The sequence below is a fragment of the Thiohalocapsa sp. ML1 genome, assembly GCF_001469165.1.
Classification (GTDB): domain Bacteria; phylum Pseudomonadota; class Gammaproteobacteria; order Chromatiales; family Chromatiaceae; genus Thiohalocapsa.
Window position 1 is genome coordinate 74,672 of the sequence record NZ_JABX01000001.1, and the last position, 24,871, is coordinate 99,542.

Sequence of the window (24,871 nt, forward strand, 5' to 3'; positions counted from 1 at the left end):
GTTGCGCAACCGCAGTACCGCAGTGGCCAGGGCCGCAGTGAGCGGCGGCGCCGCAGCCCGCGCCGATCATCAGGCGGCGTTGCGGGCACGCGAGCGCCGCGTACCGTGCTGGATGAACTGGATGAACGCGTCGGCCGGCAGCAGGACCCAACCGCGAAAGCCCTCGCGCAGGCTGCCGTCGTTGATGCGCATAGGGCGGTCGTGGGATACCTCCACCAGCATCAGCTTGAAGAGCCCGAGGTGCGCCCCCGGGTCGGACAAGCGTGACCTGCGCGCCCATTCCGGCGCCTTTTGGAGCAGATCAAGCGCCGGCTGTCCCGCAAGGCCGCACGCCTGGGCGTAGCCCAACAGCAGCAGGCGCTTGTACTCGCTCTCGGCATCGAAGCCGTCGTCGAACGCATCCACATGGACCGCGCTGTCCAACTGCACGTTGCCGCGAATGACCAGATACACAAAGAGGTCATGCAGGTCCTGCCAGGTCTGCCGCGGGCATGGACGCCGGGCCAGCATCGCGTAGCGAATCTGCCGGCGCAGGAATTTGAACAGGTTCCGCAGCACCCATTGGCGGTTGTCCTCCGTGGCCGCGGCACAGCGATAGCGCTTGCGATCCAGCTCCTGGAACAACTGCCCCAGGTTCACCCGCATCAGCCAATCGAGCCGCTGCTCGGCCGTCAGGCCTGTGCCGCCGAAGCCACCGTCCGGCGCCTGCGGGTCGGGATTCGGCAGGGCCGCGCAGGCCTTCAGAACCGGGCGCTTGTACAGGCGCATCAGCTCCAAGCGCGTCCCGGGCTCCAGCTCCAGCTCCCGCAGGCGGTCCAGGCGCAGCACAAGCGCCGGCAGGGCGTCGCGCACGTCCATGCTGCGCTGCGCGCTGAGCCAGTCGGCCGTGCCGGCGACGTCATCGAGTGCCTGCAGCTTCCAGTCTTGCCGACGCTCGGTCGACGGTGGCGTGATAGTCATCATGTTAGCTGTTCGTGCTTGCGTCTCTCGGCCGCCAAGTTTGTGCCCGCACCGGGAGGCGACGTTTTGCCGTCAAGTTTGGAGGTTATTCCTTAATGTGGCCTATAGGAGACTCGCCTAGTTTTGCCTGTAACGGACGGCGTGCAAGTGCCAAACGGTGGCAAGAGACCGACGAGGTGGAGGGTGCATGGCTCCCAGCGACGCCTAGGTACGGGCACGCCACAAACCGGGCGCGCCGGCGGAGGTAGGCACCGCGACAACCGCGTGGCATCATTGCGCGTCAAAGCGCCGCCGCCGTATATGGCGCACCAGAAGCAGTCTCAGATCGGCCCGTTCCACGTGTCTCAGCCCCAGTTGAAGATCCTCATCGTCGGCAGCGGCGGTCGCGAGCATGCCCTCGCGTGGAAGTGCGCTCAGTCGCCGCGCGTGGCAGAAGTCCTCGTTGCCCCTGGCAACGGCGGCACCGCGACGGAGCCCGGCGTGCGCAACCTGCCCATCGCCGCCGACGATATCGACGGGCTGGTCGACTGCGCGCGCGAAGAAGGCATCGGCCTGACCATCGTCGGTCCCGAGGGGCCGTTGGTCGCGGGCATCGTCGACGCCTTCGAGGCGGCCGGCCTGCGCTGCTTCGGCCCCAGGCAGGCAGCGGCGCGGCTCGAAGGCTCCAAAGCCTTCGCAAAGGACTTCATGGTCCGGCACGGCATCCCCACGGCGCGGCACCGGACGTTTACGGATCTCGACGCGGCGCTAACGTACTTGAACGCGGTCGGCGCACCCATCGTGGTCAAGGCCGACGGCCTCGCCGCGGGCAAGGGCGTCGTGGTCGCGGACGACCTCGCCGGCGCCGAGACCGCCGTGCGTGACATGCTCGCCGGCAACCGCTTCGGCAGCGCCGGCGCGACGGTGGTCATCGAGGAGCGGCTCACCGGGACCGAGGTGAGCTTCATCGCGCTCGTGGACGGGGCGAATATCCTGCCGCTGGCCAGCTCCCAGGACCACAAGGCCCGCGACGACGGCGGCCGCGGCCCGAACACCGGCGGCATGGGCGCCTTCTCCCCGTCGCCGCTGGTCACCCCGGACCTGGAGCGCCGCATCATGGATGAGATCATGCGCCCGACGGTCGCCGGGCTCGCGGCGGACGGACTGCGTTACGTCGGCTTTCTCTACGCCGGGCTAATGATTGCCGACGACGGCACACCGACGGTACTGGAGTACAATTGCCGCCTCGGAGACCCGGAGACCCAGCCAATTTTGATGCGGCTTGAGTCGGATCTCACGGGGCTCATCGCTGCTGCCGCGGAGGGACGACTCGATGTCGTGCGTCCTCAGTGGTCCGAACAAGCCTCGGTGAGTATCGTGCTCGCCGCCGGGGGTTACCCGGGCGCTTACGACACAGGTGTTCCCGTTCGAGGCATTGCCCGCATGGAGAGCCCCGGCATCAAGGTCTTTCATGCGGGCACGCGGTTGGATAATGAAACGCTCCTCAGCGCTGGGGGGCGCGTGGTCTGCGTCACGGCGGTTGGGCCCGAGCTCGCTGACGCCCGGGCGAAGGCGTACGAGGCCATCCTGCATGTTCAAATGAACGGGGGGTTCTATCGCCACGACATCGGCAAACAATAGCGGCCGGAACAAGGCCCCGGACACGCTACCCGCTTGACAGTTAAGCCTTTTGGGTGCGCGCACATCCGCATCGATCCCGGACTGGCCAGCGGATAGCCACGCAGGGAGGGCAGGCATGAGTGGCCTGCGCTTCTTTGGAGACACGCTTCAGACGAGCATGGATGACACTCGCTCCAGGAGACCGATCCCGCCGGAGGATTGACTGTCAAATTTTACACTCGCCTGAGCACTGATTGTGCTCTACCATACGAAAGACTCAGAAATCAGAGTCTTGGCATTTGTGGCACGCCGCGTGCAGTAGAGTAGGCATGAGGCATAGGACTGTAAAGAGCGCGATATGACCGACATGCAACGACCCGAACGCGAACAGGACGTGCAGGCCGCAGCATCGGCCGGCACAAGCAATCAGCCGTGCACTTCCAGCGACGACGCGATTTCGCGTCGGCGTCGCGGGCTGCTTAAGGCGGCCGCTTCGGCGGCACCGTTCATTGCTACTCTGCCCAGCGGCGAAGCCTTGGCCGCCGCCAGCGCCCCACACTGCGTGATCAACAGACAGAACGGCCGGGACACACCGAGTCCAGTCGTGTTCGACCCAGTTCCGCCTGGAGACCACTACATTCGCATTCCGGGCTCGGTTCAGGACTACCTGATTTTTGACGCGTCTGTCGGTTTTGGTCCTATCACCGTTTTCCGGTTCACGATCGAGAGCAACCCTGTTACGGTCGTCGGCGACAATCCTCAGAATACCAGCGCCGCGCCGCGTGGCACCTGGGTTGACCCCGGTCTTCTCACAACTCCAATAAACCCTGCGCAACCGGCCCAGTTTCTCTATCTTTACAACACGACAAGGTTCGAGGTCGTGGATCCAGAAACCGATGTCGCTGTTGGTAACGACAACCTCCCAAGCGACTGCAATATAACGAGCCCGTCCTGGCCGCCAGAAGCGACCTCCCAGCCGGAGCCGCCGAATTACTGCTTCTACCCCTTTGCGGTCCAGGTGGACCCGAATCAGGCGGGGAACATCCCCTTGACAACGAGTTGCCTGCTCAGTTTTCAAAGCACATAAGCAGCGTGGGATATCCCGACCCCTTTCGCCATCCGACATAGACAGCACTGGGAGCTGCACTCTAGGGAAACGCTTAAGTATTCGGCATTTCCCGCCGGGCAGGAGCTCAATATAAATCGGTGTCTCCCCATGTCACAGAGGGAAACGCTAGAACGATGGAGCACACCACCGATAGCGCAAGCCATACCAACCGCGATGGCGACCACTGGAGAGCCGTCAGCCCCGCGACGTTCCGATGGGCGAACTGGGACGCGGAGAGTCTGCTGTTCCATGGCGAGACGGGCGAGACCCACATCTTGAACGCGCTACCGACGCTCATACTGCTTGCCTTGAGCAAAGGCGAAATGACCACCGCAGAAATATTGGCTCTCTGTTTGGATGCAGGGGCGCCGAGCCCTCAGTTCAGCGACAAGATCCACACTTCACTCCAGACGCTTTCGGAGATCGAGCTTGTGGAGCTCGCTGCTTCGCCGTGATTGCGCCTACACACGCCGCAGGCGTGTGGCGGGGTCAAATTGGGTCCGGGTCTGTGCTGACCTACCGCGTCGGCCCATTTTCGGTGCGCCTGCGCACGCCGCTTCATGATCTGATTCAGTTGGTTCGATGGTGTTACGGAACCAACGTTGACGCCGAGCCTCGGGACCTCGCCTTATTCAACGTCGCAGTTGAAAAGGGCTCACTGAGCCGGCGTCTGTTCGCGCCGCAGGCGGTATTCCGCACCGACAGCGAAACTCCGTTCCAACCCTTTCCCCGCGACCATGCGTTTGCGCTTTTGGAGTGGGGACTCAACTGGTGCATCGCAACGCGTGCCCACCAATATCTGATGCTGCATTCGGCCGCACTCGAGCGAGATGGGCACGCCTTGATCCTGCCTGCAATACCTGGCTCCGGCAAGAGTACGCTTGCTGCTGCGCTCGCATTGTCGGGATGGCGGCTGTTATCGGACGAGTTCGGGCTTCTCGATTGGAAAACCGGTCTACTGCAACCTGTTCCTAGAGCCATTCCATTGAAGAACGACTCCATCGAGATCATCCGCCGATTCTCCCCGCAAGCCGATCTAGGCCCCGTTTTTCCACGCACGCGCAAGGGCGACGTCGCACACCTGCGCCCCGACAAGCAGGCCCTGAGCCGTGACATGGAAACCGTTCGCCCAGCTTGGATCGTGTTCCCTCGTTACCGTGCCGGAAGCTCTGTTCGGCTCACGCCCTTGCCGCGTCACCTCGCCTTCGTGCGCCTTTCACAGAACGCCTTCAATTACAGGCTGATAGGTGTGGCCGGCTTTGCAGCAGTCGAGCATGTGGTCGACACATGCTCATGCTGGAGCGCGGAGTACGGCGGCCTCGACAGCATCCTGTCCGCCCTTGACCGCCTACCATCACCAGCGCCATGAGCCTGTTGCTGCAGGCCCTCAGAAGGCCTGGCACAGTGCGCGACTTGTCTCTGTCGGCCTGGGATCGGCTACTGCGGGAAGTCCATGCGCACCGCCTGGGCGGCAGGTTGAGCTGCCTCCTCGAACGACACGGGGTTGAGGCCGATTGCCCAGCGCTGGTGGGGCACGATCTCGACGCTCAGCGCTGCTTTGCACGCTACAAGCAATCTCAGGTACGCCTTGAGCTGCGCAAGCTGAACAAAGCGCTTGCACCGGTGGGCGTGCCTATGCTTTTGCTAAAAGGCGCGGCTTATGCCCTTGCGGACCTCGAAGTCGCACGCGGTCGCGACTTCGCCGATGTCGACATCATGGTGCCGCGCACGCAACTGGAAACCGCGGAGACGGCGCTGGAGCGCGGCGGCTGGCTGTCGGAAACCCGCGACCGCTACGACCAGCGCTACTACCGCCGGTGGATGCACGAGCTGCCGCCGCTGCACCATCGCACGCGCTTGTTGGAGGTCGACGTCCATCACGCCCTGCTGCCGCTGACCGGCCGGGTGCGACCGGACCCTGAGCTGCTCTGGGCCGCAAGCCGCCCGCTCCCGGACTCGCCCTATCGGGTGCTCTGCCCGGAGGACATGCTGCTGCACAGCGCGGCGCAGTTGTTCCAGGACGGCGAGATCGCGGGCGACTTGAGCGGGCTGCTGGATCTGCACCAGTTGATGCAGGAGCTCGGCGACGAAGCCGGTTTCTGGGACCGGCTGCTGCCGCGGGCCGAGCAGCTTGAGCTCGGCCGCCCCCTCTACTACGCGCTGCGCTATTGCCGGCGTCTGCTCGATACGCCGGTGCCCAACGAGGTCATGCGCGCCGCGGAGGCCTTCGCGCCGGGCCAACTCAACGGGCGACTGATGGACCTGCTGGTACCGCGCGTGCTGGAACCCCGCTACCCGACCCGCAGGCCGGCGCACATCTCGGCATGGCTCCTGTATCTGCGCTCCCACTGGCTGCGGATGCCGCCGGGGCTCTTGGCCCTGCACCTGCTGCGCAAGGGGCTGCGCCGCGGGTCCCACTGAGCGCGGCCGCATCGCGCCGCAGCGGGACGCTCACGCCAGGTGCGCCGCGACCCCCGGCAGCACCCGCTCGTCGATGATGCTCGCGAGCGGCGCCAGCGCCGGTTGTTTCGTGCCAACGGCTCTCACATAGCCCAGTGTGCGCGGCAGGTACTGCAGATAGTTCCGTCGCCCGTCGCGCAGCGCGAGCCGGGCGAAGATGCCGGCCGCCTTGAGGTGGCGCTGCACCCCCATCAGGTCGAACCAACCGACAAAGGCCGGGATGTGCTCATCGCGCAGGATGCCGCACTGCAATGCCGAGTCCAGATAGGCGTCGATCCAGGACTGCACGCGCTCGTCGGGCCAGTCGATGTAGCAATCGCGCAGCAGGGAGACAAGGTCGTAGGTGACAGGCCCGAGCACGGCGTCCTGAAAATCCAGGATGCCGGGGTTGGCCCGCTCGGTCAGCATCAGGTTGCGGCTGTGAAAGTCCCGGTGGACGCAGACCTTCGGCTGCGCGAGCGCGCTCTGCACCAGCAGGTCGTAGGTCAGCTCCAGCATCGGACGGTCCTGCGCCTCATGTGGCAGGCCGAGCAAGCCGTCCAGCAGCCACTCGTCGAAGATGCGAAGCTCGCGGCGCAAGAACGGCTCGTCGTACGCCGGCAGATCGGTCTGCGGACCCGCCGCCTGCAGCGCGATCAGCGCGCCGATGGCGTCCCCATACAGCCGATCCGCGTTCGCATCCGTGAGGTGATCGAGGTAGTGCCGGTCGCCCAGATCCGCCACCAGCAGAAAGCCTTGCGCCACGTCTTCGGCGATGATCCGCGGCACATTGAGACCGATGTCCGCGAACGCCCGCGCCAGGCGCACGAAGGCGGCGCTGTCCTCGGTCTGCGGTGGCGCATCCACGGCGATGACGGTGTCCGCACCCTGGCGAACGCGCCAGTACCGACGAAAGCTCGCATCCGCCGATGCCGCCGAGAGGCTGGGCAGCTCCCCGCCAAGCGCCGCCCGCAACCACGCCTGAAACAGCTCACCACGCTCTGTCAACAGAACCTCCGACCCTACAACGCCAAGCCGCGCACCTGCGGGCGCCACCGCACCACCGCTGTGCGCAGCCCCCGTACGGCGCAGCGGAGACTAGCAGATTCGACCCACGCATTGATGCCTTTTGCCGAATGTGCGACTTTGTCGAATTGCACCCGACATCCCGCCGGGGCGGGCGTCGCGACAACCGGTGCAGAGCCGGATGGTCGCTTGAAGCGGCCAGCTTGGCCGACGGGCGTCGCGGCCCCCTTGTAGCCTGCGATGGCGCTGTCGAATGGACCCGCCGAGGCACCGTGCACAGCTTGCAATGCCTAACCTCAACCGCAACACCCGCCGCCGCCGTTCCGCAGCATGCGCCGCAGCGCTGCTGGCCGCAGCGCTCGGCATGCCGCCGGCACGCAGCAACGCACAGGCTGTGCCGATGCCGCCAGAAGGCCCCGCCGAGCTGCCGCCCGTTCCCGACATGCTGGCAGACGAAACGGCGCCCAATCCGCTGCTGCCGACGCCTGTCTCGCCCTATCTGCTGCCGGGGGTCGGCCCCGCGGCCCTTGCGCCAACGGTTACGGACGACGAGCCACTGTGGGTCCTGCCCGCGGCGGCCATTCCGCCGCGCGTGACCACCCTGCCGGGGGCCACCCCGAGCCGCGACCGCGGCTACCTGGACCAGCCCGGGACCACAGCGGGCATCGTCACCGAGCCCATCGAGCCGGATTCCGGCCGGCTCGACCAAGGCCTCGACTGGGCTTACTGCGGCCCGCGCCCCCCGGGCATCGCCGGGCCCGATACGGACGAGCTCCTCGCCGCACCCGCCGCGCAGTCCGGCCCCGTCGATCTGGACGCCGGCGGTATCTCCTATCGCCGGCAGCAGGACATCATCGACGCCGTCGGGGCCGTGACCATCGAGCGCGACGCGCAACGCGTCGAGGCGGGCCGTATCAGCTACGACCGCCGGAGCGAGATTGTCACCAGTCCCGGCGATACCTTTCTCAGCTATCCGCAGGTGCGCCTGGTGGGCGCCGCGGCGGAGATCAACCTCGCCACCGAGCAGGGCCGCGTCGATGCACCGCGCTTTCGGCTCGCCGGACCGCTCAATGCCCGCGGGCTCGCCGACACCGCCTACGTGGTGAGCCCGAGCCGCACCGCCTACCGCGACCTGATCTACACGACCTGCCCACCCGGCAGCAATGCCTGGTCGCTGCGGGCAGACAAGCTCAAGCTCGATCAGGACACCGGGCTCGGCGTCGCCCGGGACGCACACCTGCGCATCGCCGGCGTGCCGGTGTTCTACACGCCTTACTTGCAGTTTCCCATCGACGACCGTCGGCGCAGCGGCCTCCTGGTCCCGGCGTTCGGGTCATCGGACAGCAGCGGCCTGGACCTCGCCCTGCCGTACTACTGGAACATTGCACCGAACCTGGACGCCACGATCACGCCGCGCATCATGAGCAAGCGCGGCCTGCAGCTCGGCACGGAGCTCCGCTACCTGACCCGCGCCGACCGGGGCGAGATCCGCGCCGAGATCCTGCCGCAGGATCAGGCTTACGACGGCGAGAATAAGCTCCGCTGGGCCTTTGACGTGTTGCAGGAAGGTCTCTGGCTCGGACGTCTGGCCACGCGGGTCGACTACAGCGCTATCAGCGACGACGACTACCTTCAAGACCTCGGCAACACCATCGACGCCACCAGCACCCGCTACCTGCAACAGAGCGGCGACATCCAGTACTTCGGCAACGGCTGGTCGCTGCTCACGCGCCTGCGGGCGTTTCAGACCGTGGAGGAGAACTTGGCGCCGGCGAGCCGCCCTTACGGTCGCCTGCCTCAGGTGCTGTTCCGCATCCCGCCGCGGGCTCTGCTGCCCGAGGGCGGCGGCCGCTACCTCGGGCGCCCCACCGTTGGCCTGGAGGCAGAGTACAACTACTTCGATCACAATCACGCCGTACACGGCCAGCGCGGAACGCTGACCCCCCTCATGACCTGGCCGCTGCAACGCAGCTACGGTCATCTCATCCCGAGCGCCCGTCTCTACCTATCGCGCTACGACCTCACGGACACCGCCCCTGGCATCTCGGAGGACCCGGCGTATGCGATCCCGAGCGTCGATCTCGACGGCAAACTGATCTTCGAGCGCCCTGCCAACTGGTTCGGCACCAGCGCGGTACAGACCCTGGAGCCGCGGCTCTACTATCTGTACACGGCTTACGAGGACCAGAGCGACACGCCGATCTTCGACAGCTCCGAGCTCGATTTCGCCTTTGCAAACCTGTTCCGAAGCAGCCGCTTCACGGGCCGCGATCGCATTGGCGATGCCAATCAACTCACCGCCGGCATCAGCTCCCGGCTGCTGGAGGGCGCCAGCGGGGTCGAGCTGTTCCGGCTGAGCCTGGGCCAGATCTATTACTTCGCAGACCGAAAGGTCCAGATCGGCGAGCCCGTGCAGACATCCGACACCTCCCCCTACGCGGGCGAGCTGTCGGCCCGGCTGTTTACCAATTGGTTCGGCCGCGCGAGCATTGAATTTGACCCAGAGGCGGACACCGACGCCTGGCAGCGGCGTACACTGCGACTGGAATACCGCGACCCGGGGCAGCGGGTCCTGAACCTCTCGTACCATGCCGATCTCACGGCGACGAACCCCGAGAACCGATATGAAGACTCGGACCTGTCCTTCCGCCTGCCCCTCGGCGAGCGCATCGAGATGGTCGGGCGCTGGCTCTATTCGGTGCGCCACGCCGAGACCATGGACGCCGTCGCCGGCATCGCCTTCGGCAAGTGCTGCGGGCGACTGCGGTTGGTGGGCCGGCACTTCAAGCGCAGCGCGGGCGACCCCGCAAGCACGTCGGTGATGCTGCAACTCGAGCTTGCCGGCCTCGGCGCCATCGGCGACCCGGTGGGCGACTTCCTGGAACGCGAGATCTATGGCTACAACCCGAACTAAACCCGCCCGGCCGCATCGGACACGATTCCCGCGCGTCGGCGACACACGCGGGCTCGCCTGCAACCTGCTGGCCGGCTTGCTGCTGATCCTCGCGGCGACCGGCGCGGCCGGGCCGCTCGACGGCATCGTTGCGGTCGTCAACGACGATGTCATCGTCCAGAGCGAGCTGCAGGCCGAGATCGACCTGGTGCTGCCGGAGCTGCAATCCCGCGGCACGAGCATCCCGGCGCGCGACGTGCTCGAAAAGCAGGTGCTTGAGCGACTGATCCTCAAGCGCCTGCAGCTACAGGCGGCCGAGCGCCTCGGCATTGAGGTGGACGAGTCGACACTGACGGAGGCCATGACCAGCATCGCTGCACGCAACGGCCTGTCGCTGGACGAGTTGCGCCTGACCCTCCAGCAGGGCGGCATCGACTTCGAGAGTTTCCGCGAAGACACTCGCGCGCAGATCGTCGCCACGCAGCTCCAGCAACAGGCCGTGATGCGCAACATCCGCATCAGCGACGCCGAGGTCGACCGCTTCCTGGAGCGCGAAGGGGATTCCCTGATCCAGCGCCGCGAGGTGCGTCTGCAGCACATCCTCATCGCGCTGCCGGACAACCCCACGCAAAGCCAGATCGCCGCCGCCCGCAGCAAGGCAGAGAGCATCCTCGGGCGCCTGCGCGGCGGCGCCGACTTCGCGAGCATGGCCGCGGCGGAGTCCGAAGGGCGCCGCGCGCTGGAGGGCGGCGACCTCGGCTGGTTCCCGATGGCCGAGGTACCGACACTCGCCGTGGATGCCGCGCAGAAGCTCGCCAAGGGCGAGACAGCGGAGCCCATTCAAAGCCCGAGTGGTTTTCATCTCATTAGGATCTCCGACATCAAGGGCGACGACCCGGAGCCTGTCAGCCAGACACACGTCCGCCATATCCTGATCCGCACTAGCGAGCTCGTGTCGGACGACGACGCCAAGCGCAGGCTCGATCAGCTACGCCTGCGCATCGTCGGCGGTGACGACTTCGGCACCCTCGCCCGCGCCCATTCCGATGACACCGGCACGGCGCTCAAGGGCGGCGCCCTCGACTGGGTCGACCCGGGCGCCACGGTGCCGGAGTTCGAGGAGGTGATGGACGCACTCGCACCCAACGAGGTCAGCGAGCCGTTCAAGTCGCCCTTCGGCTGGCACATCGTGCAGGTACTCGAACGCCGCCGTCAGGAAACCACCGACGCGCTGATGCGCATGCGCGCCGAGGACGCACTGCGTCGGCGCAAGGCCGAGGAGGCGACCGAGATCTGGCTGCGCCAGCTCCGCGACGAGGCCTACGTGGACCTGCGCCTGGACGCAGGCGACTACTGATGCGCCGCGCCCGGCGTCCGCCAACCCGACCCGCCCGGGAGCCGCCCTGCAGCCCATGACCGACATCCGCCAGCCGCCGCCGCCGCGCATCGCGCTGACCCCCGGCGAGCCCGCCGGCATCGGCCCGGACCTCTGCGTCGCGCTCGCGCAGCGCCCTCACGCTGCCGAGCTGGTCGCGGTCTGCGATCCGACCCTACTGCAGGAGCGCGCCGGGCTGCTCGGCCTGCCGCTGGAGATCTTGCCGCATGACCCGGACCGCATCCCGGCGCCGCAGCGCGCCGGCACGCTCCAGGTGCACGCGGCGGCGCGGCTGCGCGAGCCGGTGCGGCCCGGGCGGCTCGACCCGCGCAACGCGGGCTACGTCATCGAGACCCTCAACGCCACCTGCCGCGACTGTCTCGCCGGGCAGTTCGAGGCGGTGGTCACCGCGCCCGTGCACAAGGGCGTCATCAACGACGCCGGGCTCGCCTTCACTGGCCACACGGAGCTCTTTGCCGAGCACTGCCACGCCAAGCCCGTGATGCTGCTCGCGGCGCCAGGGCTGCGCGTCGCGCTCGCCACCACCCACTTGGCGCTCAAGGACGTACCGGCGGCGCTGAACCGCCAGCTCATCGCGGAGGTGCTGACGACGCTGCTCGCCGACCTGCCGCGACGCTTGGGCATCGCCGCCCCGCGCATCGTGGTCTGCGGGCTGAACCCGCACGCGGGCGAGGGCGGACACCTGGGCGGTGAGGAGATCGAGATCATCGCACCCGTCATTGCGGACTTCCGCGCCCGCGGCGCCGACGTGCGCGGTCCGGTGCCGGCGGACACGGCCTTCCTGCCGCCACGGCTCGCCGACACCGACGTCGTGCTCGCGATGTACCACGACCAGGGGCTGCCGGTGCTCAAGCACCTGGGCTTCGGCCACGCCGTCAACGTGACACTAGGCCTACCCATCATCCGCACCTCCGTGGACCATGGCACCGCGCTGGACTTGGCCGGCACCGGACAGGCCGACGTGGGCAGCCTCGCCGCCGCGCTGGATATGGCGATCGGCATGGCGGAGTTGGAGCGGAATCAGGCGCCCGGCGCGCCCCGCTGAGGCGGCTCCTCCCCGGGACGCAAGCACGGCACGAGCAGGCTCAATCCGCCATCCGCCGACCCACCTCCAACGCCACCTCCAGCGCCCTGAGGCCCACGGCGCCGTCCACCAGCGGGCGGCGGCCCGTGCGCACGCTGTCCACAAAGGCCGCGATCTCGGCATCGAGCGGCTTCACCGGCTCCACCGCGATGCGCTCGCGGACGATCTCCGGGCGCGGCTGGCCCGGCTGCGGCACCGGTCGCGCGATGTCCAGGGTCTGGCCGACGAAGTCGAGCGAGAGATAGGCGCCCGGCTGAAACACGCGGATGCGCCGCGTGGTCTGGTCCGACACGCGGCTGGCGACGATGTTGGCAACGGCACCGTTGGCGAACTCAAGCCGAGCATTGGCGATGTCCACGTGCTCGGTCAACACCGGCGTGCCGACGGCGCGCACGTCCGTCAACGCGTCGCCCACCAAGGACAGGATGATGTCGATGTCGTGGATCATCAGGTCCGAGACCACGTCCACGTCTGTCGCGCGCTCCTTGAACCCGCCCATGCGCTGCGCCTCGATGAAGCGCGGCCGGTCGATGCGCGCCGCCAGCGCCATGATGCCCGCGTTGAAGCGCTCCAGATGGCCGATCTGCAAGATCGCGCCGGACGCCTCGGCGAGCCGCACGATCTCCCGCCCCTGGTCCATGTCCGGCGCCACCGGCTTCTCCAAGAGCGTGTGCACGCCGGCTTGCAGGTACGGGCGCGCCACGTCCAGGTGCGCGGTGGTGGGCACGACAATGCTCACCGCATCCACCAGGCCCAACAGCGCCGCCGGGTCCGCATGCGCCGCGCAGCCCGCCTCCGCCGCCACGGCTTGCGCCCGCGCCGGGTCCGTGTCGGCGACGCCCACCAGCTCCACACCGTCGAGGCGCGAGTAGATCAGCGCATGGAAGCGCCCCAGATAGCCGACCCCGACGACGCCGATACGTACTGCCCGATCCATGCCGTTCTCCCGGTTGCTCTGCTGTGACCGGGCACCATGATAGCGGCTCCGGGCGGCGTGCCTCAGGCCGCGTCGGCCAGCACGCGCTTGATCTGCAGCGGATACATGCCGGTCTTCTGGGCATCCAGGATCGTGATCTCGCCGATGCCGTCGGCCGTGTAGCCGATGTTCACGTTCCAGCTCAATGATTCATCCCGGACGATCTCGCCCTTGGCAAGCGCCAGAAAGAGGATGTCATCCTCCTAGAGCGCTTGACGGCGGCGAATGTTTGCAGATGAGTCAAGTTTCACGACGACACGGCGCTTGCAGGCGAAAGGGCCGAGGGCCAAGGGCCAAGGGAGCCCGCCTCGGCCCTTGGCCCTTGGCCCTTGCTTCAATACGCCGACGAGCGGGCGGCGCAAGACTAGGCGCCGTGCCCTGGTCGGTCTGAGGCTCTGCCTCGCTAGTAGTAGACAATCTTCATTCCCGATACCTCTGTTGCCAGTCGACCATGACGGTCTTGATCGCGACAGCGTCTCCGACGACGACGGCAGCGCACACCAGGTTGTCACCGCGGCGCGCCCGAGAATCGTGCGAAATCCAGGCGTGTCCCTCGACTTATTCCAGCAGCGCGCCCTGCTCGATGAGCGTCTTCACCTCCGCCAAGGTCGCACGCCGCTTGGCCATCGCCTCAATGGCATGGTTGGTCAGCCAGACCCGTTTGCGGAAACGGTTGCTCTGAAAGCCCTCGCTCATTGCTTCGCTCCATTGCAAGCTGTGCCGACGCAAGCATCACAGATGAGGCGCCATTCTAATCCCGGGCGTCGAGGGCGGGCACTGCGGCGAGCTGGAATGCCGACAGCGGCGCCCTTTCGGAACCCTGAGGCGTCCGCATGTCTGAGCAAGATGCACGCCAGCGCCGCGCAGCCTGCCCGCAGCCGAGCTGTCCGGCGGCGGCGCGAAGCCCACCAGGATGCTTTCGCTCGCCCATGATCACCGGCCTCTCCACCTGGTCCGTCCGCCACCCCATCGGCGTCGTCATGCTGACGCTGGCGGTGATGGTGCTCGGCGGCTTCGCGCTGGGCAGCCTGAACCTGGATCTCTTGCCGCGCATCACCTATCCGGACATCCGCGTGCGGGTGCTGGACCCGGGCGTGCCGGCGGCGGTGATGGAGGACGAGGTGACGCGGCTGCTGGAGGAGCAGCTCGCGGCCACGGAGGGCGCCATCGCGATCCAGTCCGAGACCCGCGAGGGGCGCAGCGCCGTGGACCTGTCGTTTCGCTACGGCGAGGACATCGACCGGGCGCTGCGCGATGCGAGCACCCGGCTCGACCAGGCCCGGCGCTTCCTGCCCGAAACCGTCGAGCCGCCGGTCATCTACAAGAGCGACCCCTTTCAGTTGCCGGTGGCGGAGTACGTCGTGAGTTCGAGCCTGCGCGACAGCGTCGAGCTGCGGGACTGGGTCGAGTACAACCTGAGCCGCTCGCTGCTGACCCTGCCAGGCATCGCGGCGGCGGAGGTGGGCGGCGGCTTAGAGCGCGAGATCAGCATCGTCGCGGATCAATATCGCCTCGCCGGCGTCGGGCTGGACCTGCTGGACCTGCGTGACACGCTGCAGGCGGCGAACCGCGACATCCCCGCCGGCCGGCTCATGATGACCGACGGCGAGATCAGCGGGCGCATCGGCGGGCGGCTCGACAAGGCCGCGGCCATTATCGACCTGCCGCTGCGGCAGGCAGGCGAGGCTGATCCGCCGGGCGCTGCCCGCCCTGACAACGACCGCGCAGCGCGCGCCCCGCCCGGGCTGCTGCGCGTCGGCGACGTGGCGCGGGTCATCGACGGCGCCGCCGCGGAGCGCCTGCGCATCCGGCTCGACGACGAGCCCGGCATCAAGCTCTCGATCCAGAAGCAGCCGCTTGAGAACACGGTCAGCGTCGTCGAGCGGGTCGATGCGGCGCTCGCGACCCTCGTCGAGCAGGCCCAGATCCCGCCGGACATCAGCGTGCGCAAGGTCAGCGACCAGGCGCGCTACATCCGGGCGAGCCTGCGCAATGCCGCGCAGGCGGCGCTGACCGGCGCCGCGCTGGCGATGTTTGTCGTGTATCTGTTCCTCGGCAGCGTGCGGCGCACGCTCATCATCGGCAGCGCCATGCCCATCGCCGTGCTGGTGACCTTCATTCTGATGGCCGCCTTCGGGCTCAACCTCAACATCATGACCTTGGGCGGGCTCGCGCTCGGCGTCGGTATGCTGGTGGACAGCACCATCGTCATGCTGGAGAACATCCAGCGCCACCAGCGCTTGGGCGAGCAGCCGGTGCCCGCGGCCGTCAACGCGGCCCAAGAGGTGACGAGCGCCATCGTCGCCTCCACATCGACGAACCTCGCTGCCGTGCTGCCGTTTCTGTTCATCGGCGGGCTGGTCGGGCTCCTGTTCCGAGAGCTGATCTTCACCATCTCGGCGGCGATCCTCGCGTCCATGATCGTCGCGCTGACGCTGGTGCCGGCGCTTGCAAGCCGGGTGCCGGCGACGCGGGAGGGCTGGCTGCGGCGCGGCATCGATCGCGGCGTCGGCGCGCTCCAGGCGGCCTATGGCTGGCTGCTTGAACGCCTGCTACCGCTGCGCTGGCTCGTGGTGGCCGGCTTCAGCGCCTGGCTCGCGCTCACGGTGCCGAGCTTTCTCACCGGCGCGCAGCAGTTCCTGCCGGAGCTCGACGAGGGCGACGTGCAGATCGCGCTCCGGGCGGATGAGGGCATCAGCGTCGAGGAGATGGACCGCATGACGCGCCAAGTCGAGGCCATCGTCGCCGCCCAGCCGGAGGTTGACGCGGTGTTCACGACGGTCGGCGGCTGGGTGTTCGGCCGCTCGGCCTGGGAGAGCCCCAACCGCGGCGGCATTCAGGTGCTGCTGCGGCCGTCAGCGGCGCGCGACGGGCTCACGTCGGACGCCTTCATCGAGCGGCTGAAGCGCCTGGTGCGGGACGCGGCCATACCTGGCCTCAGCGCCTACTACTACACCAGCGGCGTGCGCGGCATCCGCTTCAACCGCGGCGACGACGACGTGAGCCTGCGCTTCCAGGGACCGGACTTAGCGCAGCTCATCGACCTGGCCGATGCCGCCGTGCTGCGCCTCAAGGAGGTGCCGAGCCTCGCCAACGTGCAGCACTCCAACGAGGAGGTGAGCCGCGAACTCTCCGTGAGCGTAGACCGCCGCCGCGCCGCGAGCTACGGGCTCAGCGTCGAGGACATCGGTGCCGTGCTGCGCTTCGCGCTGGAGGGCGAGACCGTCACGGAGCTCATCGACGACGATCGCGGCGTTGCCGTGCGCCTGCGGCTCGACCGCGACGACGTGGGCGCACCCGGGGATATCGAGTCCATCATCCTGTTCGGCAACACCGGGGAGCGACGGCCCATCCGACTCGGCGACATTGCCGAGGTCCAGGTGCTGCCGCAGCCGGGGGGGATCATGCGCGACCGCCAGCAGCGGGTGGTGGAGGTGTCGGCGTCGGTGGCCGGCGACGCGACCCTGGAGACGGCCATCGGCGCTGCGCTGGCGGCGCTCGCCGACCTGCCGCTGCCGCGCGGCTATACCTTCTACGAGGCGGGCGCGCTAGACACGCTGAACGAAGGCCGGGATCTCGGCCGCATCCTGCTCGCGCTCGCGCTGTTCCTGGTGCTGGTGGTGATGGCAGTGCAGTACGAGTCGCTGCGCAACCCGCTGATCATTCTGTTGTCGGTGCCCTTCGCGCTCATCGGCGTGGTGCTCGGGCTGCAGGTGACCGACACCCCCTTGTCGATGCCAGTCTGGCTCGGGCTCATCATGCTCGCCGGCATCGTCGTCAACAACGCCATCGTGCTGGTGGAGTTCATCGAGATCCGCCGCACCGAGGGCGCAGCCATGGCAGAGGCCATCGTCAGCGCCGCGCGGCTGCGACTGCGGCCCATCCTGATGACCACGTTGACGACGGTGCTCGGCATGCTGCCGCTGGCGCTGGCCTTCGGCGAGGGCTCCGAGATGCTGCAACCGCTAGCCATCGTCATTGTTTGGGGGCTCGGCTTCTCGTTGTTCGTATCCCTGCTGTTGGTGCCGATGGTCTATCGGATCCTGGGGCGGCGTGGTGAGTCGCCGGCCGCGGCGGATGCCGCTCGCGGCGCGCTCGCGCAGTGAAGAAGGGGCACCGCGGACGCACGGCCGAGGGCCAAGGGGCTCGCCTCGGCCCTTGGCCCTTGGCCCTCGCTTCAGTGCCTTGCCGGTCTGCGGAATCCGCCCGCTACGGCGTCGCGGGCGGCGTCGCGCGGATGCCGGCGGCATCGCGGACGAAGCTCGGGAAGTCCGGGTTGGTCCAGCCCGGCGGTGCAAGCTTGTCCGCGGGTGGGCGCAGCCGGGAGGTGTAGTCCAGCACCGCGGATTCGTCGGCAGCGGTGAAGTGCTCGATCTGTTTGGTCATCTTGGAGTCCGCGTTGCGCCGCTCGCCGGCGCGGATCTGATCGAACTGGTGCACGAGATAGGCGTAATGCTGGCCCGCAAGCGCGGGGATGTGGTCCTGCACGTCCCCCTCGCCGGCGGGGCCATGGCAATCCATGCACTGCTCGCGATAGAGCTGCTCGCCGCGCTCGAGGTCGGTGCCTGGGCCCAAGCCGTTGTCAGCCGTCATCGGCAGCGCGGCCACGTAGGCCGCGACGTCGGCCATCTCCTGCGGCCCGCCGAGGATGCTGGGCACCGAGAAAGGGTACATGAGCGGATTATCGCGGTTGCCGGCGCGGAAGTCGGCCAACTGCTTGATGATGACGGTGCGCAACTGGCCCGCGATCTGCGGATAGCTGCCGTCGATGCTGCCCCAGCCCTCCGGCAGGTGACAGACCGCGCAGGTCAGATAGGCGCGACGGCCGTTGTCGATATCGGGTGTCAGCGCCATGACTTGGTCGTACTCGGCGGCGGCCACGGCCGCCGGGTCCGCGGGTGGCGGCTCGGCTGCGGACTCGCAGAGCCCGGCAGCGGGCACGGACAGCACCGCGAGCAAGACAAGGGCCGGCGGCAAAGGATGGCGGCGGGAGCGTACAACGAACATGGGGTCCTCCAGATGCGGATGGGCCCGCATGTCGCGCCTGCGGGTCCCGGCGGCTGCCGGGCGAGCTGCGCCGACGGTCGCCTTCCAAGTATCGCATTGGCCGGATGAGCTGTCTCGTCGCCGGAGGCGCACTGTCAACCGACTCCGTCATAGATTCCGACGCGCAGCACTGACAGTAGCGTCGGCGGACTGTAAGATTCGCTGCTTCGCCCGCTTGAGCGCGAGGACGACAGGGTAATTCAACATGGGACCCCGGCGATGAACGACTTCCGCAATCCGGACTGGCAGGGCCGCGGCCCGAGTGACATCCCAGCGCGCGGCGGTGCGCAGCCCAGCTATGGCGATGGCCAGCGTCGGCAGGAGGGCATGGCGGAGCCCGTGTACGGCCAGCTCCGGCCCCGCAGGAGCGGCCCCACGCATCACCGCACCTCGAGCAGCAGCAAGCGCAAGATCCGGCGGCTGCGCATCCTCGCCGCGGGGCTCGCCGCGGGGCTCGTGGCCAGCATCGTGTTTTCCGTCGTGCTCTATTTCCACAGCAAGCGCCTGCGCATGGAGGAAACGTCGCTGACGGTGGAGCAGAAACAAATGGAGGCGGAGCTCGCCAAGGCGCGGGAGCGCATCACCGAGCTCAACAACGATCTGCGCATCCTGCTCGCCAATCGCATCCCCGGCGTCGACGAGCTGGTGTTCGATCGGCAGATCGAGCTCAACGATCAGTACGTGAAGAACATCACCTTCGTGAAGTCCGGCCTGGGCGATCTCAGTACCATCGAGTTCACCACCGTCGTGCACAACGCGCGCACGGGGCCGATCCTGCCGCAGGTGGACATCGTGCTGTTCGACGAGTCCGGACTCCAGACCGGCGCCGCGCGACTCGATAAGACCCAGACCATCACCCCCGCAGACATCCCGGAGCTGCAGCCGGGCGAGACCCGCACCTATTCGGCGCAGGTCAACCTCCAACGCCAGACTCCGTCCAAGTACTTCGTCGTCGAAGTGCGCTGAGCCACCGCCCCCGGCGGAACTCCGAAGCGCGTGTCGCGCAGCGCGTCGGCGCCAGTTGAATCAAGCGCCGAGGGCCGAGGGCCGAGGAGCGCATCCCTCTGCCCTTGGCCCTTGGCCCCCGCCGCCTGCCGCTGCCGCCCGTCGCCGGGCGCTCCGCCGAGCCCGGCCCTCACACCCGTCGACTATCCACAGCCGAAGCCCGCAATAGCGCACCCTCGCGCACTGTCGGCACCAAGTTATCCACAGATTTCGCACAGCTCGCTAACGGCTTTCCAACGGACTTGAGCACAATATCTTGTGGTTGACAGGTCACCACGAGCATATATATTCCGAGCATTGAAGCTGGGGGCGAGGAGTTGACGTGTCTCGGGCACGGAGCGGGAACAGCTCCGCGGGTCCGACGGCCCGGTCGCATTTCCCTAGACGACAAAGCGAAAGACGACAAACCGAACCACCACACGCCAGGAGAACCGCCATGGCCGCCGCGACCCGCGCCGACGACACCACGCCCAAGCAATCCGAGCACGCCGGCGCCGCGCGCGCGGCCCAGGACGACCTGCCCGCCTACACCGCCGACATCGGCGCGCACCAGCCGGGTCGGGTGCAGGTGATCCGCCGCAACGGCAAGGTCACGCATTTCGATCCGAACAAGATCAAGGTCGCCATGACCAAGGCCTTCCTGGCCGTGGAGGGGGGCGGCGCCGCGGCGTCGTCGCGCATCCACGATCGCGTCGAAGAACTGGCCGAGCAGGTCGCGAGCGCGCTGACCCGTCGGCTACCGGGCGGCGGCACCGTGCACATCGAGGACATCCAGGACCAGGTGGAGCTCGCGCTGATGCGCGCCGGCGAGCACAAGGTCGCCCGCGACTATGTGCTCTATCGAGACGCCCGCGCCCGCGAGCGCGCTGAGAAGACCGCCGCCGTGACTGCCCCGGACGCCGCAGGCACCCCGAGCATCAGCGTCACGCTGCCGGACGGCAGCACCCGGCCGCTGGACACGGAGCGGCTCGCGCGGCTCGTCGAAGAGGCCGCCCGCGGGCTCGATGGCGTCGACGCCGATGCCATCCTGAAGGACACGCTGCGCAATCTGTTTGACGGCGTCAACGAGGCCGACGTGAGTCAGGCGCTGGTGATGTCCGCGCGGGCCATGATCGAGCGCGAGCCCGCCTACAGCCAGGCCGCCGCGCGCCTGCTGCTGGATATCCTACGGCGCGAGGCGCTGGGCTTCCTGGGCATGGCCGTCGGCGTCGAGACCCAGCGCGACATGGACGAGCGCTACGCGGACTACCTGGCGGCCTACATCCAGCGCGCCGGCGATCTGGAGCTGGTGGACAAGCAGCTCAGCCGCTATGACCTCGCCCGCCTCGGCGCCGCGCTCAAGCCCGAGCGCGATCTCCAGTTCACCTACCTCGGGCTCCAGACCCTCTACGACCGCTACTTCATCCACACCGACCGCGGCGTGCGCTTCGAGCTGCCGCAGGCCTTCTTCATGCGCGTCGCCATGGGGCTCGCCATCAACGAGATCGACCGCGAGGAGCGAGCCATCGAGTTCTACGAGCTGCTCTCCAGCTTCGACTTCATGAGCAGCACGCCGACGCTGTTCAACTCCGGCACGCTCCGGCCGCAGTTGAGCAGTTGCTACCTGACCACGGTGCCGGACGATCTCGACGGCATCTACGGCGCCATCAAGGACAATGCGCTCTTGAGCAAGTTTGCCGGGGGCTTAGGCAACGACTGGTCCCGCGTGCGCGGCATGGGCGCGCACATCAAGGGCACGAACGGCAAGTCGCAGGGCGTGGTGCCGTTCTTGAAGGTGGCGAATGACACGGCGGTGGCCGTGAATCAGTGCTTCGCGCCGGACACCACCGTGTTCAGCGCGGACGGCCTCAAGCCCATTGCCGACATCAAGCGCGGCGACCTGGTGCTCGGCCAGCGCGGGCGCTACCGCGAGGTCACCGAGCATTTCGTCTACGAGCAGAAGGACGCGCCGATGGTGCGGGTGCGGGTCAAGCATTCGATCAACGACCTGCGCGTCACCGCCGGCCATCCGTTTTGGGCCATCCAGGGCGTGCCGCAGGAGCAGTCCATCGAGCGCACACTGAGCCAGATCGACGCGGGCAAGCTCAAGCCGGACTGGGTCGACGCGGGTGAGCTCGGCCGCGGCGACTACGTGGCGCAGGTGATCCCGGGCGAGGTGCTGCCGGTGGACGGCTTCACCGAGGCCGACGCGCGCTTCTACGGCATCCTGCTCGGCGACGGGCACCTCACCCGCGGCTGTGAATTCGGCATCTCCGGCAATCCCGCGCGCGACAGCCGGCATCTGGATTTTGTCCGCGCGTATCTTAGCGAGCACGGCATCCACTTCTGGGAGAGCGTGAGGGGCGACAGCTACCTCCAGATCAAGTGGTCCGTCGGCAAGGGCCTCGCGCGCTGCGCCACCACCGGCCAGTGGGTCGGGCAAGGCCAGGCCGCACTGCCCTTCGCGGAAGCCGACCTGTACGACGCGAGCCGCAACAAGCGCATCGCTCGGCGCTTCAGCCACCTGCCACACAACCAGGCGCTGGCGCTGATCCAGGGTCTCTTGGAGACCGACGGCGGCGTCAGCCGAGGCAAGGAGATCTATTTCACCAGCACTTCCGCCGCGCTCGCAGAAGGCCTGCGCTACCAATTGCTGCGCTTGGGGATACCCTGCGCCGGTCAGTACCGCGAGCGCGACAACGGCCATGTGGGCACGCGCTCCGATGGCAGCGTCGTGTCCTTCACCGGCACCACCCGCGCCTTCGATCTGCGCATCCCGGCAGCGCCGATGGTGGCGGACCTGGTCGGCGTGCCGGCGCTCACCAAGCAGAACTGGTTTCGGCTCGGCAACTGGGTCTTCACCCGCGTCAAGGCCGTCGAGCCCATCGCGCCGGTGGGCCAAGTGCATGACCTCAAGGTCGATGGCGACGAGAGCTACATGACCGCCGCCGCGCTGGTGCACAACGGCGGCAAGCGCAAGGGCGCCGTCTGCGCGTACCTCGAAACCTGGCACGTAGACATCGAGGAGTTTCTGGACCTGCGCAAGAACACCGGCGACGACCGCCGCCGCACCCACGACATGAACACCGCCAACTGGGTGCCGGACCTGTTCATGAAGCGCGTCGCAGAAGACCAGCACTGGAGCCTGTTCAGCCCGGACGAGACGCCGGACCTGCACGACCTGATGGGCCAGGCGTTCGAGCGCGCCTACACGGCCTATGAGGAACGCGGCGAGCGCGGGGAGCTGCGTGTCTACAAGCGCATCAAGGCCGTGGACCTGTGGCGCAAGATGCTCGCCATGCTGTTCGAGACCGGCCATCCGTGGATCACCTTCAAGGACCCGTGCAACCTGCGCTATACCAACCAGCACGTGGGTCAGGTGCATTCATCCAATCTCTGCACCGAGATCACCTTGCACACCAACGATCAGGAGATCGCGGTCTGCAACCTCGGCAGCGTGAATCTCGCCAACCATGTCGGCCCGAACGGCCTCGACACCGCCAAGCTCAAGCAGACCGTCGGCACCGCCATGCGGATGCTCGACAACGTCATCGATTACAACTTCTACAACGTGCCGCAGGCGCGGAAATCCAACCTGCGCCACCGCCCGGTGGGCTTAGGCATCATGGGCTTTCAGGACGCGCTGTATAAGCTCGGCATCGCCTACGCGACCCCGGGCGCCGTGCAGTTCGCGGACCAGAGCATGGAGATCCTGAGCTATTACGCCATTGAGGCCAGCACGGACTTGGCCGAAGAGCGCGGGCGCTATCAGAGCTTCCAGGGCAGCCTGTGGAGCCAGGGCATCCTGCCCATCGACAGCATTCGACTGCTCGCCGAAGGGCGCGGCGGCTATCTCGAAATGGACACCGGCTTCACCATGGACTGGGACCGGCTGCGCGAGCGGGTCACCACTGTCGGCATGCGCAACAGCAACTGCATGGCCATCGCGCCGACGGCGACCATCAGCAACATCTGTGGCGTCAGCCAGTCCATCGAGCCGACGTATCAGAACCTGTTCGTCAAGTCGAACCTCTCCGGCGAGTTCACCGTCGTCAACCCCTACCTGGTTGCAGACCTCAAGGAGCACGGTCTCTGGGACCGCGTCATGGTCAATGACCTCAAGTACTACGACGGTAGCGTGCAGCAGATCGACCGCATCCCGGACGACATCAAGCAGACCTACGCCACGGCGTTTGAGATCGACGCCCGCTGGCTGGTTGAAGCCGGCAGCCGCCGGCAGAAGTGGCTCGACCAAGCCCAGAGCCTGAACCTCTACATGAGCGAGCCCTCTGGCAAGAAGCTCGACAACCTCTACAAGCTCGCCTGGGTGCGCGGCCTCAAGACCACCTATTACCTCCGCTCCATGGGCGCCACCCACGTCGAGAAGTCCACCATGGACGACGCGACCAAGTCGAATCGGCTCTCGGCCGTCGGCGGCAGCTACATCAGCGTGGGCAAGAGCAACGGAAAAGGTAATGGCGCGGGTGCCACCGAGCCGAAGGCGTGCTCGGTGCTGGATCCGGAGTGCGAGAGTTGCCAATAAGAAAAGGGTGAAGTTTGAAGGGTGAAGTTTGAAGGGTGAAGTTTGAAATGGCGAGCGCGCGGACTGAGACCGCCGGCGTCTGGTCGGCTGCCCGGGTACGCCGACTTTAGTCGGCCCGCTCTGGGTACGCCGACTTTAGTCGGCCCGCTCTGGGTACGCCGCCTTTCGTCGGCCCGACCTGGATACGCCGACTTCAGTCCGCCCACGCGGCGACAGCCGCACTCTACTGCCCCGGCGTGAGATCGGTTCAATGTCGACAGCAACAGCGGAAGTCCACAACAATCAGCTCTACACAGATGAGCCCCTAGGCGACAGCGAAACCGTCCCGGACTTCCTGCCGCCGCCAGATAATCTCGTCCCGCGCCGACAAGACCCTGCGGCTCACCCGCTACCAGTTTCGGAGGATGACAATGCTTGAGTACAAGGGCTACCAAGGCGCCGTCGAGCCCGAGGACGGCAGCTTCTTCGGCCGGGCCATCGGCCTGCGCGATGTCATCACCTTTGAGGGCGAAAGCTTTGCGGAAGTCGAGCAGGCGTTTCACGACAGCATTGACGACTACCTCGCCTTCTGCGCCGAGCGCGGCGAGCAGCCCGATCGCAGCTTCAACGGCAGAGTCCCGCTGCGCCTTCCCCCGGAGCTCCACCGGCGCGCCGCGACCCGCGCTGAAGCGGAGGGCATAAGCTTGAACCAGTGGATCGCGAAGCGGATCAAGGCGGGGGCCTAATGCGTCTGACCCGGGTGCGTCAACAATGACCGGCCTCCCCTCCCCTGGGTACGCCGACTTTAGTCGGCCCGGCTGGCGCAGCCGCGCGCCAC

Annotated in this window: 18 protein-coding genes; 12 read left to right on the forward strand and 6 right to left on the reverse strand. The window is 67.3% G+C overall.

The genetic code is table 11. From position 1 onward, the window contains the following. Window positions 1-69: 69 nt before the first annotated feature. Window positions 70-960, reverse strand: a complete 891-nt coding sequence (locus ML01_RS00305) for a hypothetical protein (protein WP_162267931.1) — start codon at window positions 958-960, stop codon at window positions 70-72. A 354-nt stretch (window positions 961-1,314) separates the two neighbouring features. Here ML01_RS00305 and purD point away from each other — a divergent pair, with 354 nt between their 5' ends. The 5 genes from purD (at window position 1,315) to ML01_RS00320 (ending at window position 6,088) form a co-directional block, all read left to right on the forward strand. After that, on the forward strand, window positions 1,315-2,580 hold the full coding sequence (gene purD, locus ML01_RS00310) for a phosphoribosylamine--glycine ligase (RefSeq protein ID WP_058553580.1): 1,266 nt from the start codon (window positions 1,315-1,317) through the stop codon (window positions 2,578-2,580). Window positions 2,581-2,917: 337 nt separating this feature from the next. Then, the gene (locus ML01_RS28240) at window positions 2,918-3,646 is read left to right on the forward strand and encodes a hypothetical protein (protein WP_156427473.1); all 729 of its coding nucleotides are present in this window, start codon (window positions 2,918-2,920) and stop codon (window positions 3,644-3,646) included. Between the two features lie 155 nt (window positions 3,647-3,801). Next, window positions 3,802-4,122, forward strand: a complete 321-nt coding sequence (locus ML01_RS00315; protein ID WP_058553397.1) for an HPr-rel-A system PqqD family peptide chaperone — start codon at window positions 3,802-3,804, stop codon at window positions 4,120-4,122. Window positions 4,123-4,175: 53 nt separating this feature from the next. Further along, entirely contained in the window at window positions 4,176-5,036 is an 861-nt protein-coding gene (locus tag ML01_RS26700) for an HprK-related kinase A (RefSeq protein ID WP_254045093.1), read from the forward strand. Further along, window positions 5,033-6,088, forward strand: a complete 1,056-nt coding sequence (locus tag ML01_RS00320) for a nucleotidyltransferase family protein (protein WP_058553398.1) — start codon at window positions 5,033-5,035, stop codon at window positions 6,086-6,088. The genes ML01_RS26700 and ML01_RS00320 overlap by 4 nt, the downstream gene beginning before the upstream one ends. Window positions 6,089-6,118: 30 nt before the next feature. On the opposite strand, the gene ML01_RS00325 is transcribed toward ML01_RS00320, so the two are convergent. Further along, window positions 6,119-7,114, reverse strand: a complete 996-nt coding sequence (locus tag ML01_RS00325; RefSeq protein WP_082673795.1) for an aminoglycoside phosphotransferase family protein — start codon at window positions 7,112-7,114, stop codon at window positions 6,119-6,121. Window positions 7,115-7,418: 304 nt separating this feature from the next. Between ML01_RS00325 and ML01_RS00330 the strand changes: the two genes are divergently transcribed. The 3 genes from ML01_RS00330 to pdxA are packed head-to-tail and all read left to right on the forward strand — an operon-like array spanning window position 7,419 to window position 12,466. After that, entirely contained in the window at window positions 7,419-10,046 is a 2,628-nt protein-coding gene (locus ML01_RS00330; RefSeq protein WP_058553399.1) for an LPS-assembly protein LptD, read from the forward strand. Further along, window positions 10,027-11,382, forward strand: a complete 1,356-nt coding sequence (locus tag ML01_RS00335) for a peptidylprolyl isomerase (protein ID WP_058553400.1) — start codon at window positions 10,027-10,029, stop codon at window positions 11,380-11,382. Before ML01_RS00330 ends, ML01_RS00335 begins: the two co-directional genes overlap by 20 nt. 55 nt (window positions 11,383-11,437) lie before the next feature. Then, entirely contained in the window at window positions 11,438-12,466 is a 1,029-nt protein-coding gene (gene pdxA / locus ML01_RS00340; protein WP_058553401.1) for a 4-hydroxythreonine-4-phosphate dehydrogenase PdxA, read from the forward strand. A gap of 40 nt (window positions 12,467-12,506) precedes the next feature. Here pdxA and ML01_RS00345 read toward each other — a convergent pair whose 3' ends face one another. From ML01_RS00345 to ML01_RS28245, 3 genes are all read right to left on the reverse strand, one after another. Then, complete coding sequence (locus tag ML01_RS00345) at window positions 12,507-13,442, reverse strand: Gfo/Idh/MocA family protein (RefSeq protein ID WP_058553402.1); 936 nt, start codon at window positions 13,440-13,442, stop codon at window positions 12,507-12,509. 62 nt (window positions 13,443-13,504) lie between these two features. Then, window positions 13,505-13,675 (reverse strand): DUF2283 domain-containing protein, encoded by a 171-nt coding sequence (locus ML01_RS26705; RefSeq protein ID WP_082673797.1) that lies wholly within the window; start codon window positions 13,673-13,675, stop codon window positions 13,505-13,507. Between the two features lie 364 nt (window positions 13,676-14,039). Then, complete coding sequence (locus ML01_RS28245) at window positions 14,040-14,177, reverse strand: DUF4258 domain-containing protein (protein ID WP_156427474.1); 138 nt, start codon at window positions 14,175-14,177, stop codon at window positions 14,040-14,042. A 137-nt stretch (window positions 14,178-14,314) separates the two neighbouring features. On the opposite strand from ML01_RS28245, the gene ML01_RS00350 reads away from it, so the two are divergent. Further along, window positions 14,315-17,587 carry an efflux RND transporter permease subunit gene (locus tag ML01_RS00350; protein WP_254045095.1) on the forward strand — a complete coding sequence of 1,091 codons (3,273 nt, stop codon included), beginning with the start codon at window positions 14,315-14,317 and terminating at the stop codon, window positions 17,585-17,587. Between the two features lie 103 nt (window positions 17,588-17,690). Here the strand turns inward: ML01_RS00350 and ML01_RS00355 are convergent, their stop codons facing one another. Then, the gene (locus ML01_RS00355; protein WP_082673835.1) at window positions 17,691-18,488 is read right to left on the reverse strand and encodes a c-type cytochrome; all 798 of its coding nucleotides are present in this window, start codon (window positions 18,486-18,488) and stop codon (window positions 17,691-17,693) included. 258 nt (window positions 18,489-18,746) lie between these two features. Between ML01_RS00355 and ML01_RS00360 the strand changes: the two genes are divergently transcribed. The 3 genes from ML01_RS00360 to ML01_RS00370 all read left to right on the forward strand — a co-directional run bounded on the left by ML01_RS00360 (window position 18,747) and on the right by ML01_RS00370 (window position 24,779). Further along, complete coding sequence (locus ML01_RS00360; protein WP_058553404.1) at window positions 18,747-19,493, forward strand: hypothetical protein; 747 nt, start codon at window positions 18,747-18,749, stop codon at window positions 19,491-19,493. Window positions 19,494-19,968: 475 nt separating this feature from the next. Then, complete coding sequence (locus ML01_RS00365; RefSeq protein WP_082673798.1) at window positions 19,969-24,054, forward strand: ribonucleoside-diphosphate reductase subunit alpha; 4,086 nt, start codon at window positions 19,969-19,971, stop codon at window positions 24,052-24,054. Between the two features lie 410 nt (window positions 24,055-24,464). After that, complete coding sequence (locus ML01_RS00370; RefSeq protein ID WP_058553405.1) at window positions 24,465-24,779, forward strand: type II toxin-antitoxin system HicB family antitoxin; 315 nt, start codon at window positions 24,465-24,467, stop codon at window positions 24,777-24,779. Window positions 24,780-24,871 lie beyond the last annotated feature (92 nt).

Coding starts and splice junctions, on each gene's coding strand:
- ML01_RS00305 (WP_162267931.1), bottom strand. CDS start 960: ATGACTATCACGCCACCGTCGACCGAGCGTCGGCAAGACTGGAAGCTG.
- ML01_RS00335 (WP_058553400.1), top strand. CDS start 10,027: ATGGCTACAACCCGAACTAAACCCGCCCGGCCGCATCGGACACGATTC.
- ML01_RS00360 (WP_058553404.1), top strand. CDS start 18,747: ATGAACGACTTCCGCAATCCGGACTGGCAGGGCCGCGGCCCGAGTGAC.
- ML01_RS00320 (WP_058553398.1), top strand. CDS start 5,033: ATGAGCCTGTTGCTGCAGGCCCTCAGAAGGCCTGGCACAGTGCGCGAC.
- ML01_RS00355 (WP_082673835.1), bottom strand. CDS start 18,488: ATGTTCGTTGTACGCTCCCGCCGCCATCCTTTGCCGCCGGCCCTTGTC.
- ML01_RS28245 (WP_156427474.1), bottom strand. CDS start 14,177: ATGAGCGAGGGCTTTCAGAGCAACCGTTTCCGCAAACGGGTCTGGCTG.
- ML01_RS00370 (WP_058553405.1), top strand. CDS start 24,465: ATGCTTGAGTACAAGGGCTACCAAGGCGCCGTCGAGCCCGAGGACGGC.
- ML01_RS00350 (WP_254045095.1), top strand. CDS start 14,315: ATGTCTGAGCAAGATGCACGCCAGCGCCGCGCAGCCTGCCCGCAGCCG.
- ML01_RS00330 (WP_058553399.1), top strand. CDS start 7,419: ATGCCTAACCTCAACCGCAACACCCGCCGCCGCCGTTCCGCAGCATGC.
- ML01_RS00315 (WP_058553397.1), top strand. CDS start 3,802: ATGGAGCACACCACCGATAGCGCAAGCCATACCAACCGCGATGGCGAC.
- ML01_RS00345 (WP_058553402.1), bottom strand. CDS start 13,442: ATGGATCGGGCAGTACGTATCGGCGTCGTCGGGGTCGGCTATCTGGGG.
- pdxA (WP_058553401.1), top strand. CDS start 11,438: ATGACCGACATCCGCCAGCCGCCGCCGCCGCGCATCGCGCTGACCCCC.
- ML01_RS00365 (WP_082673798.1), top strand. CDS start 19,969: ATGGCCGCCGCGACCCGCGCCGACGACACCACGCCCAAGCAATCCGAG.
- ML01_RS28240 (WP_156427473.1), top strand. CDS start 2,918: ATGACCGACATGCAACGACCCGAACGCGAACAGGACGTGCAGGCCGCA.